This is a genomic window from Maribacter sp. MAR_2009_72 (genome assembly GCF_007827235.1).
GTDB classification, from domain to species: domain Bacteria; phylum Bacteroidota; class Bacteroidia; order Flavobacteriales; family Flavobacteriaceae; genus Maribacter; species Maribacter sedimenticola.
The window spans coordinates 2,760,521-2,773,500 of record NZ_VISB01000001.1 but is presented as its reverse complement, the minus strand read 5'-3'; the positions used below and the strand labels follow the sequence as shown (position 1 = coordinate 2,773,500).

The window sequence follows — 12,980 nt, the reverse complement described above, 5'->3', positions numbered from 1 at the left end:
GTTTACATTCTTTTTATAGTTCCACCAAAAACTGTTTTTTCCTCCAATTTCTTAGGATTGCCAAATACAAGTACCTCACCACCGGCCTTAACGGTAGCCTTTACATAGTCCCTTGCATTAATTTCTGCCCTAGAACCTGCATTTACATTAATGGTAGAAAAATTGGTTTCAAAATTTTTTCCTTCATAAACACCACCTGTATTTATTTGCACATCTTGTAGATTGGCATTTCCTGATGTTTTTATAATACCACCAGAAACGGACTTTATCAACATTTGTTCTACCTCTGCCTGAACAATAAGTTCACCGCCCTCTTGGGCCTTGAGTTCAAGAACATCTTGCTGTATGATATCTTCAGTAATAATTCTAGCATCCTCATTAACATCAATTACTACCAAAGGGTTGGAATAATAAACATCTATGAACGTTTTATAACCACTAAAAATTTTACCTATTTGCATTCTAATCTTTAGAATACCATTATTATTAACAATAGCCACACTGGATGTATTCTCACCAGTAATAACCGCTTTGTTTTCATTTGATTTTATCAGATTGATAGATAACCCATCAAAACCCTTAATTTCCTTAAAAGCATCAAGATTCTGGGTTATTTTATTATCCTGGCCATTTACCAAAATACAACCAAAGAGAAACACTATAATTGCTATTTGTTTCATTCTTTACGTATAAACTTGTTTAATAGGGATTTGTAAAAAAATTCCCTTATTCAGCGACCTTATACCAAAATTCGTTCCAAATTATTTCTGTTCATCGGGAATCAAAGCAAAATCAAGGTGCCTTTTAATTAAATCGGTACTTTTTACCATTACAGTAACTTCATCACCTAATTGATATTTTCTTTTAGTTCTTTCTCCAATAATGGCATATTGCTTTTCATCAAAGATAAAATAATCTCCTTTTATGTCCCTGATTCTTATCATGCCTTCACATTTATTTGCAATGATTTCCACATAGATACCCCATTCGGTAACACCACTGATGACGCCCCTAAATTCTTCATCCTTATGATCTTGCATAAATTTGATCTGCATGTACTTTATAGAATCTCGCTCTGCACTAGAAGCTAAGTATTCCATATCTGAAGAATGTTTACATTTCTTTTGATATTCCTCATCCTTAACAGATTTACCACCATCTAGATAATGTTGTAACAATCTATGCACCATAACATCTGGATACCTACGTATTGGTGAAGTAAAATGGGTATAATAATCAAAAGCCAAACCATAATGACCAATATTATCTATGGTATATATAGCTTTGCTCATACTACGTATAGTCAAGGTATCTACCATATTTTGTTCCTTTTTACCCTTTACATCCTGTAAAAGTTGATTTAATGAAGAACTAATGGATTTTTTATCCTTAAAATCCAGTTTATGGCCAAATTTAGATACAATACCGTTTAGAGCCATTAATTTATCCGGATCCGGATCATCATGAACCCTATATACAAAAGTCTTTTTAGGTTTTTGTTTACCTATAAATTCTGCCACTTTTCTATTGGCCAACAGCATAAACTCTTCTATTAGTTTGTTGGCATCTTTAGATTCCTTGAAATATACCCCAACCGGATTGCTATTTTCGTCTAGGTTAAAACGAACTTCTACCTTATCAAAGGACAGAGCCCCTTTATCCATACGCTTTTCACGCATTATTTTAGCTAAACGGTCCATGGTCAATGTAGCCTCTACAACCTCATCAGACACTTTGTAGGCACCATTATCCCTTATAGAAACCTCTTTTGGAATGGCACCATTTCCATTTTCTATGATATACTGTGCCTCTTCATAAGCAAAACGTTCATTGGAATTGATTACCGTTCTACCAAACCACTGATTACTTAAAACAGCCTTATCATCCAATTCAAAAATTGCCGAAAAAGTATACTTTTCTTCATTTGGCCGCAGCGAGCACGCATTATTGGATAATACTTCAGGTAACATAGGAACAACACGGTCTACTAAATATACAGAGGTAGCCCTATTATATGCTTCTTCATCCAGTATGGTATCTTTTTCAAGATAATGGGACACATCTGCTATATGTATTCCTATTTCAAAATTACCATTTTCCAATTTTTTAAAGGAAAGCGCATCATCAAAATCCTTGGCATCCTTGGGATCAATCGTAAATGTCAAAACATCCCTTAAATCCTTACGTTTTAAAATTTCCTCTCTTTTAATGGAAGTATCCAGTTGATCTGCAAAATGCTGAACTTCTGGAGGAAAAGAATAGGGAAGACCATATTCTGCAAGTATGGAATGAATTTCAGTATCATGTTCTCCAGGTACACCTAAAACTTCCGTTACCTTGCCAAAAGGTGAATCTACATCATCTGGCCAATCCGTAATTTCAACTAATACTTTCTCACCATCACTGGCACCACCCAATTTATCTTTGGATACAAATATATCCGTATACATTCTAAAATCAGAAGGTCTTACAAAAGCAAAGGTCTTTTGCATATCCACTATACCAACAAAGGTTGTTTTAAAACGTTCTAAAATCTTAACAACCTCTCCTTCAAGTTTTTTACTTTTCTTTTTAGGATAGATATATACTTCAACCTTATCCTTATGAAAGGCTTTGTTTAATTTATGAGCAGGTATGAAAATATCATCGTCCATACCTTCTACAATAATATATGCATTACCCTTTCCGGTAACATCTACGGTACCTTCATGTACACTTTTTGAATTTTCCAATACTTTATATTGCCCACGATCAACCTCTTGTATACGCTTTTTTTCCTTTAATTGGGTTAATCTTTTTATAAGGGTATTTCTATCTTGGGCATCGGTTACATTTATCTTTGCAGCTATTTGCTTGTAATTAAAGCTTTTGTTCGGTTCATTTTCAAGAACAGTAAAAATACCTTTGGTAATTTCATTGGTTCTATGGTTCTTCGCCTTCTTATTTCTTTTCGACATTCATCTTTTTATTTGTTGGAAAATTACGAATTATAATCCACTACCAATAAACCAACTCTTATTGAAAGGATAAAGAACTTTACTGTTATCAACAATTATAATATAATAGACAGTTTTTCCTTTAAATTAAATTAAATATTAATGGTTATTATAGCTTGTTCATAACTGGTATAACTTATCTATAATTTTCTTGATTTTATGACATACCAAAAGTTGTTGACATGCTATCCATTTTAAATATAATTGGAAATCAGAATTTTGGGAAGTTATGAGTAAACGTTTATAACTACTATTAACATGAATTTTTTAATAACTAAATGTAAATTTTATGTTAACGTGAAGCTTATTTTTGGTGAAAATCCACTAACACTTTCTAAAAATTTATTTCGTCTTATTTATAATTAAAGTGTAAGCAGCTATCAAATCTTAAATGCAAGTTTTTGAGCATTTTTTTTTAAACAATTTATGCATGTACTAATCTTGCTTATAACGAAGTAATTAACAACGATTAAATTTAAGTTAGCAATAAATGTTGTGTAGTACTTAAATTTTGTTGTCAATAGCTGATTATCGTACCTTTAGCAAGGTTTTATCTTTCCCCCGAGGATATTATCTATGAACTTATTAACCTATAATGAATACGCTTATGAAAGTAGCTATTGGTAATGACCACGCGGGAACGGAATACAAATTAGCTATAATTGGTTTATTGAAATCAATGCAGATTGAAGTTATTAACCACGGTACGGACGGTACGGACAGTGTGGATTACCCTGATCATGCACATCCTGTAGCCTATGATGTGGAAAAAGGTAATGTAGATATGGGAATCATTATTTGTGGAAGCGGCAATGGGGCCTGTATGACAGCAAATAAACAGCAAAATGTAAGAGCTGCCCTATGTTGGAACAAAGAGATTACCCAATTGGCCAGGGAACATAACGATGCCAATATATTAAGTTTACCGGCCCGCTATATTTCCTTGCCCCAAGCTCTGGAAATGGTGAGGACTTTTTTAGCTACTTCTTTTAGTGGGGGTAGACATGAACGTAGGGTTGAAAAGATACCGGTATAGAAATTATTATGTTCATAACCTTGTTTGTTATTATATAAATAACTGAAATATAAACAGTTAATCTCTAAAGATATAAACACAACCCGTTAGTAGTCCTATATATGCTTCATATCCACATTAAAAAGTTCAATGAACTGAACACAACTGAACTTTATGAATTTTTGAAATTAAGGAGTGAGATATTTGTAGTGGAACAAAACTGTGTATATCAAGATTTGGATGATAAAGATAAAAAAGCACTACATGTTATTGGTATTCGCGACAACATTATAGTGGCCTATACTAGAATATTTGGACCTGGAGATTATTTTAAGGAAGCTAGTATTGGCAGGGTAGCTGTAGATAAAAGATATAGACGTTTTGGTTATGGAAAGGAAATAATGGAAAGTTCTATAAAGGGGGTACAGGAACATTTTAATATAGATACCATTCAATTATCTGCGCAGACCTATCTGATAAAGTTCTATTCTTCTTTAGGATTTAAAAAGGTAGGCGAGGAATATTTAGAAGATGATATACCTCATATTAAAATGATTATGAATTAAAAAAAAATGCCGCAACATTGCGGCATTTTAGTTGATATAAATTTTATTATTAAATTTTAATGGGTGTTTTATTGCTTAGGTTAATATCTTCAAGCATTGTATCCGTAAACTTGTAATGCCCCCTGGTAGTTATTATTCTGAATCTATTGGAATTCATTCTACTTAATGTATCCAAAAAAAGCCATTTAGATTTTAATAATCTTGTACTGTGCGATTTTAGACTAATATCAAAATAATATTTTCTACCATTTTTAACAGCTACGATATCAGGTGTAATATTATCATCTTTTCCTTTTCTCGAATATGATTTAGGAGTTTCATAACCCTCTATATCTGCCTTGATATTTTCAAAACCTGTGGCTTCTAAATGTTGTATAGATTTTTCTAAAAATTCCGTGTTTTCTGACTTTTCTACTTTTACCATACCTTATAAGATATCATAATTTAGGAGAATTACAAATTTTAAATACTGATTAACAATATGTTAAGATATATTTATGGCTTACACCAATCGTTTTGCCAAACCATTTTCAATAAGAAAGTCTAATCTTAGAATAAGGTTTATTGGTTTTTCAACTTTGGTGTTCGTAGAAAAATAAAGGTAACCTTCCGTACGGTGGTCAAGTTCATTAATTATTAGTTTACCCTGAGTAACGTTGCTATTATTAAAATAGGATGCTAAAGAAGTCTTGGTAATTTTCCGTGCTTCTAAAAAGGAGCAAAGTTTTTTACGATTTACCAATGTTATTTTACATGTTGTGTAAATAGAAGGTTCATCCTCATATATTGCAGTGACCAAGGCATAAAAATCCGTCTTTTTTCTTGTATCAAAAAGCCATCCTTCTTTATGGTAATTATTTTTGAAATAAGATAATTCAAAAGCAAATGTAGGCAGGTCATCATTAACGTAATCTAACTGGGCTTTCTCATCTATATAATAGACAGCCTTGGTTTTTTTATGGGTAAAGATAACATCTATACCGGCCAATTGTTGTTTATAATCAACTATACGTTTAGTGTTGTATTGGGTCAAATATTTAGTATAGTACACATCCAATAGAACTGAAAGTTTTCTTTCTTTGTTCAAATCAGATGTAAAAGTACTTTTCACGACAAATGAATTTTTTCTATAAGTGATTCTCCAATTTTTTCGACCACACCAACTACCAAGGCATTTCCCATGAAAAACACACGTTTGGTATTGGATATACCATCTAGTGCAGTATGGTTTTCAGGAAACATGTTTAAACGTTCAATTTCTTTTGGAGTTAATCTACGCAAACCGTTATTGGTCTGTATGACATGTTTAAATCTAGACGGACTTTTACCTCCTTCACCCGTAATTATTGTGCGTGATGCATTGTCCAATGCATCGGGAAAAACCATACTACCTTCGCTATAGTTATAGATAAAACCAGATTTGGCGGTACGCACTTCTTTTTTTGCACCTTTCAGGTATTCCCATTTTGCATAATCATTTTTAGGTATATAGAATTCTTCCGCTACGGGTTCTTCATCTAGAACATCGCCTAATACTGTTCGTTTACCTTCATAAGTAGGAGTTGTCTTTGTCGTATAAACTGTTCCGTTTACAAAGTAACCAGTATTTTTAAAGGGCGATAATTTTTCTCCTGTATTAAAATTTTCTGAAAGTGAAACAAGGTCATCCGTAATTTCAAAGGAATTTATTTTAGAGGTAGTACTTGTAATAGGAAAAGCATTTACTATGGTACTAGATTTAAATATCCAATCCCATGCGCTTGCTTTTGTGAGCGTTTTATAACGCAATGTAGATTTATGATATCCTAAAAAGAAAATACGCCTGCGCCTTTGGGGCATTCCATAATCTGCAGCGTTGATAACTCTCCATTCCACGGCGTAACCTAGATCATCCAGACTTTTGAGCATTATGGCAAAATCTCTTCCACGTTGTGTAGATGGCGATTTTAATAAACGATCTACATTTTCAAGAAAAAGATATTTTGGGGGATTCTTTTTCTCCGATAATATTTTATGGATGCTCCACCATAACACACCTTTTTTACCTATTAGACCTTTGGAATTCTGTAATGTGGTCGCAACGGAATAATCCTGACAAGGAAAACCGCCTACCAAAATATCCGCATCTGGAATTTTATGTGTTGGTACCTCTGATATATCTGTATTACTATGATTTTTTTTACCGAATCTAGCTTCATAGACCAAGGACGCATGCTGTGTCTTGGTACTCGGTTCCCATTGATTGCTCCACACCACCTCAAATTTACCGGTCGCTTCCAGTCCTAATCTAAAACCGCCTACACCGGCAAAAAGTTCTATAACCTTAAGTTTCTTCATTTGCGATAAAATTACATAAATTCACGAGGGAAATACTACCAAAATATAATGGGTATGAAGAAAATACAATTCCTTAAAGCATTTATACTGATTTTGATTACGGTACAAATGTCCTGTAATACAGGTAATGAAAAGGAAATGATTGAACAGGAGATTGCTGTTCTTAAAAAATATGTGGCACCTGATAAAAGAACCGCTCTTTTTGATATTGATGTCTTGGAGGGTTCACAAACGATAGTTTTAAAAGGGGAGAGCAACCAACCACAGGCAATAGATTCTTTAAGATCTATCCTCCAATCCAAAGGAATAGATTTTAAGGATGAGATAATACATTTACCTTCTATAGATTTAGAGGGTTACAACCATGCCGTGGTCAATATTTCTGCAGCTAATTTAAGGAGTAGTCCCAAACATTCAGCAGAGCTTGCTACCCAAGCAATTATGGGTACAACGGTAAAGGTTTTGAAAAAAGAAGGAAGTTGGTATTTGGTACAGACACCAGACCAGTATTTGGCCTGGGTAGATGCCGGTGGTATCGTTCTAATGAATGAAGCTGATTTAAACCAATGGACCAATAGTAATAAGATTATAGTTACCAACACTTATGCACATGCTATTGATACGGCAAACGGAACAAACCGGATATCTGATTTAGTTGCCGGTAGTTTACTTAAATTATTGGAAATGGATTCAGGGAATTACAAAGTTCAATTTCCTGATGGCAGAACGGCTTTTGTACCTATGACCGAAGCCCAGGAATATAATGTTTGGTTACGAAATTTAAATGTAGGGGAAGAAGCTCTGGTAGAAACTTCCAAAACACTAATGGGGGTCCCTTATTTATGGGGAGGTACATCTACTAAAGGATTAGATTGCAGCGGTTTTACAAAAACAATTTATTTTTTGAACGGGATGGTTATTCCAAGAGATGCTTCTCAACAAGTGCATACAGGTAGTTCTGTAGATTCTTTGGCAAATTTTAATACATTAAGGAAAGGTGATTTATTGTTCTTTGGAAAAAAGGCAACGGATTCCACTGCAGAAAAAGTGGTTCACGTGGGAATGTGGATAGGAGACCAACAATTCATACATTCATCGGATATGGTACGGGTAAGCAGTGTAGATGAAAATGCCCAAAATTATGATGCCTATAATGTTGGTAGATACCTAAGATCAAAAAGATTGCTTAAGGAAAAAGACCCCTTAATAATGAATTTAAAAGAGTTTAAAGATTAGTAGAGTATAAAGCAAATGCACAAATGAAAATATAAATGGCAAAGAAAGATTTTTTATGTTCCGTATTGATGTTGGCTATAGGATGTGCCACCTTACAATCTCAAATCCAAGATGATTGGGAAAACATGTTTAATGGAGAAAATTTAAAAGGATGGACCACAAAAATTCACCACTACGAGGTAGGGGATAATTATGGGGATACTTTTCGTGCAGAAGATGGAATGATAAAAGTGCGTTACGATCAATATGAAGGAGAATTCAACGACCGGTTTTCTCACCTGTATTACGATAAGCCTTTTTCAGATTTTCATTTGACCTTGCAGTATAGATTTGTAGGCGATTTGTACCCAGGCGCTCCGGATTACACGTTGCTTAACAGTGGTATTATGTTTCATTCCCAGGACCCAAGAACAATGCTTAAAGAGCAAGATTGGCCAATATCCGTAGAAATGCAGTTTTTAGCGGGTATAGAAAAAGGAAAAGACCGCCCTACCGGTAACATGTGCTCTCCGGGCACAGATGTGGTCTTTGAAGGTAAAATAGACCCTAGGCACTGTATTAATTCCACTTCTGATACGTATTATGGGAATCAATGGGTTACAGCTGAACTGATCGTACTACATGATTCTTTGATTACCCATATCATTAATGGCAAGACGGTATTACAATATACCAAACCACAAATAGGTGGCGGGGTGGTCAATGGGTTTGATGCCAATTTAAAACAAGATGGGAAACCTTTAAAAGAAGGATTGATTGCTTTGCAGAGCGAAGGTCAACCAATAGATTTTAGGTCGATCAAGATCAAGAATCTAAAGGGGTGTACAGACCCTAAAGCAAAAAACTATAGGGACTATTATGTAATTGACGATGCGGCATCTTGCGCCTATTAGAATTAAATAGGCATTTATTTTAATATACTGGTATACTTGGAGGTATTTTGCAATAATTCCGTAGCGGCCAATATGGCATCATCGTTTTTAAGGTAATATTGATATAATCCATCCCTATAAAAATAGCGCTTAACGATTTCGTCTTCCAGGTTTTTTTGAATTTCGCTTTGGTATTTATCCAATGCGTTGATTTTCCCCTTTTCAATATTGGCCAGTAGTGTCTTGTAACTATCCTTGACATCAGCACCTAAAAAATCGTTTTCATCACCTGAGAGTGCTTTTTTGATGGCTATTTCCGCTTTTGTTTCAAAAGAAAAGTTACTTTGTTGTACATAGTTCTTGAACGCGTTAAAATCAGCATCGGTAAATTTAAAGTCGGTTACCTTATCAAACGTGTTCTGATAATGAAAATTAGTGGCATAATCAAAAATTACATTGTTTTGAAGCAAGGCCATGGTAAGGTCATTGGTTTTGACCGTAGCTATTTCAATATCAGGTAAGATACCTCCACCATCCTGTACTTTTCTACCGTTTCTGGTAAAGAAATCATTAAACTGTGTATTTCTAACTGCATTTCCGCCCTCGTCCCTGTTCCAATAGTCAAGTGCCTGTATACAACGGCCGGATGCGGTATAGTATCTAGAGATGGTAACCTTAAGTTGCGTACCGTATGTTAATTTTAATGGGCGCTGAACCAAGCCTTTTCCAAAACTACGTGCTCCCATGACCACGGCCCTATCCAAATCTTGGAGACTTCCAGATACAATTTCGCTTGCAGATGCACTACTGCCGTTTACCAAAACCACCAATGGTATATTTTCGTCAACAGGTTGGTTTTTGGTATGGTACTCCCTGTTGAATTTTTTGACCTTGGATTTTGTGGTCACGACCAGTTCCCCTTTAGGAACAAATAAATTGGTTACGTTTATAGCTTCGGAAAGTAAACCGCCTGGATTGTCCCTTAGGTCCAAAATAATTTTTTTTGCCCCTTTTTCCTTTAAGTCCAACAAAGCGGCCTTGGTCTGTTCACTTGCTTTTGCATTAAATTTTGATAGAACAATATAACCGGTCTCGTCATTGATAAGTTTAAAGAAGGGAACGGCATCTACTTCTATTCCCTCTCGTGTAATGGTGGTCGTTTTTATAGCTCCTTGTCTTTTATATGTAACGTCAATAGAAGACCCGTTAGCCCCTTTTAAAAGCTCACTTGCATTATCTTCAAAATCCGCCACTTTGATATCTCCGATCTGTATTATCTCGTCACCGGCCTTTAAACCGGCTTTATCCGCAGGATAACCTTCATGTGGCTCTATGATCAACAATTTATCTTTGTAGGTACGTACCAAGGCACCAATACCGGAATATTCCCCCGCATTGTTTATTCTATAAGTTTCAACATCCTGTTCATTTAGGAATTTGGTATAGGGGTCCAACTCTTCCAGCATATTTTTAATGGCGGTATCCATTAATTCTGCAGGGTTGGTCTCATCTACATAGTTCATGTTCAATTCTTTGAACAGTGTGGTAAAAATTTCTATTTGCTTGGCTATTTCAAAAAAATCACTTTTATAACTACTACCTATAAAAAGAAAGGCAACAGCAATAATGGGAACAAGTATTTTTTTACTGAGTATTTTTTTCATTGATCTGTAGCTTAAACTTATTTAAAACGAGCTTCATTTTATGATCTAATTGCTCAAAGGATGGCATTTCCTTACCAAGGTATAAAAATAGAAACGCATAGTTACCCTCCGTATTGTTAAAAACCAGCGCTTTATTACGCCTATAGGCCTCTCTAAGCAAACGCTTAATCCTATTTCTATCTACCGCACTTTTAAAGTTTCGTTTAGAAACGGTAACGCCAGTTTTAAAGGAAACGGTGTGGTTGGTAACGGGCAAATAAATCAACTTTAACGGAAAACTGGAAATACCCTTGCCCTTATCAAACAGTTTGGTGATAAGCACTTTACTTTTAAGTTTTTCCTTTTTACCGAAAGTTTGGTCCATTTATATAAATTAAAATCAAAGAATCGCCCCTAAATTCAGGGGCGTTCTTTATCTATGCTTATTATTCTGCTTGCCAAACGTTGTTTTCAAGGTCAACATCTGCCATGAGCTGAGAAGGATCTATAACAATGGCTTTAATGGACGACATTGGTTTCTCAATAACAAAGGTATAAGTAGGATATGCCCAAGGCCAATCTTCCAGCACTGTTCGTTCAATACCGGAATAAGGATTGTCTTTTTCCCCACGCATCATTCTTAAAGGAGCATAGAATGTTTCTTTCGTATTATCCTCATATACCACTAGAATATCTAAAGGCATTGGCATAAGTCCTATTCTCTCTAAAGTAATTTGGGTACTCTTTTCCTTGTCCGCTACATTTTTGATACTATAATCTATAGTATTCGTTGTCTGGGTCCAATCTGTTAAATACCAGTCCAGTTCCATGTTGGATATTTTTTCTGCAACTCTTTTAAAATCATTTGGGACCGGATGTTTAAATTTAAAAGTGGTATAATATTTACGAATGGTTTCCATTAATTTATCCTGACCAATGATATAACCCAATTGGGACAGAAATATGGAACCTTTACTATAGGCAGAAATACCATAGGCAAAATTAAGTGCATAGCGATCAGCATAGGTACTTTGGGGTTGTTCCTTACCTGAAAGCGCTAAGTTCCTGTATCCTTTGTACGTGCCCTCAAAAGGATTTTCCTTGTCAAGGTCCATTATCTCACCCATACAAAGTTTAGAGATAAAAGAGGTAAAGCCTTCATCCATCCATTCATGTTTGGCCTCATTAGTGGCAAGAATGTGCTGAAACCAGGAATGGGCCAATTCATGGGCCATAACGCCTACAAGACTACCAAATTTACGGTCACCGGTAATTAATGTGGACATGGCATATTCCATACCACCGTCACCACCTTGAATCACGGAATATTGGTCATACGGGTACTCACCTATGTTTTTACTAAAAAACTCCATAGCCTCAACCGTTTTGGGTTGAAGTTTTTTCCAGTTTTCCAATAATTTTGGATCGTCCTTATATAAAAAATGTAATGTTGGCCCATTAGGTACTTGTTGCACATCATGTATATATTCTGGATCGGCAGCCCACATAAAATCATGTACCATTGGGGCTTTAAAATGCCAAGTAAGTGTTTTCCCTTTTTGCTTTTTTATTTTTGTGCCCGGAGATTCATAACCATGACCGATCTCATCTGCATTTTGAAGATAACCGGTACCGCCAACAGTGTAATTTTTATCTAAAGTCAATTTTACGTCATAATCTCCCCAGACACCATGAAATTCCCTTGCAATATATGGGTCAGCGTGCCACCCCTCAAAATCGTATTCCGCAAGTTTTGGATACCATTGGCTCATGGATAGGGCAATGTTTTCTTCACTATTTCTACCTGACCTTCTGATCTGTAAAGGCACCTGGCCTTTAAATTCCATATTAAAGGTAGTTTGTTTCCCCGGCGCAATAGGAGTAGCAAGGTTAACGACCAATACGGTACCTTCTTCTGAATAGTTTAATTGTTTGCCATCTTGGGTCAAAGACGTGGCATGAAGATATCCCATTTCGGAATCTGTAAGTGTGGATATTCTACTAACCTTTTCCTCGGTGATCATTCTACTATCTGGATCTGGAATGGTCTGTAACCTAATATCCATTTCACTACCGGGTTGAAAGGCATTGAAATACAAATGAAAATATACCCGGTTCAATTCATCTGGAGAATTATTGGTGTAGACCAATTTTTGGGTTCCGTTATATTGAAAGGTGTCTACGTCCATATTGACATCCATAGTATAATCTACATGTTGTTGCCAATAGTCGGTCTTGTTTTGAGCTGTTGCAAAAGCGAAACCAAAAACGGTCAATAAGGTAAAAAGTGATTTTATCATAACGTTGTATTCGTA

Annotated in this window: 12 protein-coding genes; 4 read left to right on the top strand and 8 right to left on the bottom strand. The window is 35.3% G+C overall.

All coding sequences use genetic code 11. The features are described 5' to 3' along the window. Positions 1–2: 2 nt before the first annotated feature. Both JM81_RS11725 and rnr read right to left on the bottom strand, forming a co-directional pair. A complete protein-coding gene (locus tag JM81_RS11725; RefSeq protein ID WP_144803645.1) occupies positions 3–680 on the bottom strand; it encodes a head GIN domain-containing protein in 678 nt (225 codons plus the stop codon). A gap of 81 nt (positions 681–761) precedes the next feature. Continuing rightward, positions 762–2,957: a ribonuclease R gene (gene rnr / locus JM81_RS11720; RefSeq protein WP_144803643.1), complete on the bottom strand. Its 2,196-nt coding sequence runs from the start codon at positions 2,955–2,957 to the stop codon at positions 762–764. Positions 2,958–3,603: 646 nt separating this feature from the next. Between rnr and JM81_RS11715 the strand changes: the two genes are divergently transcribed. Both JM81_RS11715 and JM81_RS11710 read left to right on the top strand, forming a co-directional pair. Beyond that, positions 3,604–4,032 (top strand): RpiB/LacA/LacB family sugar-phosphate isomerase, encoded by a 429-nt coding sequence (locus JM81_RS11715; RefSeq protein WP_089261276.1) that lies wholly within the window; start codon positions 3,604–3,606, stop codon positions 4,030–4,032. Positions 4,033–4,133: 101 nt separating this feature from the next. Next, the gene (locus tag JM81_RS11710; protein ID WP_144803641.1) at positions 4,134–4,577 is read left to right on the top strand and encodes a GNAT family N-acetyltransferase; all 444 of its coding nucleotides are present in this window, start codon (positions 4,134–4,136) and stop codon (positions 4,575–4,577) included. A gap of 49 nt (positions 4,578–4,626) precedes the next feature. Here the strand turns inward: JM81_RS11710 and JM81_RS11705 are convergent, their stop codons facing one another. The 3 genes from JM81_RS11705 to dcm all read right to left on the bottom strand — a co-directional run bounded on the left by JM81_RS11705 (position 4,627) and on the right by dcm (position 6,914). Continuing rightward, positions 4,627–5,001 carry a hypothetical protein gene (locus JM81_RS11705; RefSeq protein ID WP_089261212.1) on the bottom strand — a complete coding sequence of 125 codons (375 nt, stop codon included), beginning with the start codon at positions 4,999–5,001 and terminating at the stop codon, positions 4,627–4,629. Between the two features lie 78 nt (positions 5,002–5,079). Then, complete coding sequence (locus JM81_RS11700) at positions 5,080–5,688, bottom strand: hypothetical protein (RefSeq protein ID WP_144803639.1); 609 nt, start codon at positions 5,686–5,688, stop codon at positions 5,080–5,082. Then, positions 5,685–6,914, bottom strand: coding sequence for a DNA (cytosine-5-)-methyltransferase (gene dcm / locus JM81_RS11695; protein ID WP_144803637.1), 1,230 nt, complete (start codon positions 6,912–6,914; stop codon positions 5,685–5,687). Before dcm ends, JM81_RS11700 begins: the two co-directional genes overlap by 4 nt. 54 nt (positions 6,915–6,968) lie before the next feature. Between dcm and JM81_RS11690 the strand changes: the two genes are divergently transcribed. Continuing rightward, entirely contained in the window at positions 6,969–8,150 is a 1,182-nt protein-coding gene (locus JM81_RS11690) for a C40 family peptidase (protein WP_261375022.1), read from the top strand. Between the two features lie 35 nt (positions 8,151–8,185). Beyond that, entirely contained in the window at positions 8,186–9,043 is an 858-nt protein-coding gene (locus tag JM81_RS11685) for a DUF1080 domain-containing protein (protein ID WP_144803633.1), read from the top strand. 14 nt (positions 9,044–9,057) lie between these two features. On the opposite strand, the gene JM81_RS11680 is transcribed toward JM81_RS11685, so the two are convergent. From JM81_RS11680 to JM81_RS11670, 3 genes are all read right to left on the bottom strand, one after another. Further along, the gene (locus JM81_RS11680; protein ID WP_144803631.1) at positions 9,058–10,686 is read right to left on the bottom strand and encodes a S41 family peptidase; all 1,629 of its coding nucleotides are present in this window, start codon (positions 10,684–10,686) and stop codon (positions 9,058–9,060) included. After that, positions 10,667–11,050, bottom strand: coding sequence for a ribonuclease P protein component (rnpA, locus tag JM81_RS11675; RefSeq protein WP_144803629.1), 384 nt, complete (start codon positions 11,048–11,050; stop codon positions 10,667–10,669). The genes JM81_RS11680 and rnpA overlap by 20 nt, the downstream gene beginning before the upstream one ends. Positions 11,051–11,111: 61 nt before the next feature. Further along, entirely contained in the window at positions 11,112–12,965 is a 1,854-nt protein-coding gene (locus JM81_RS11670; RefSeq protein WP_144803627.1) for a M1 family metallopeptidase, read from the bottom strand. Positions 12,966–12,980: the final 15 nt, after the last annotated feature.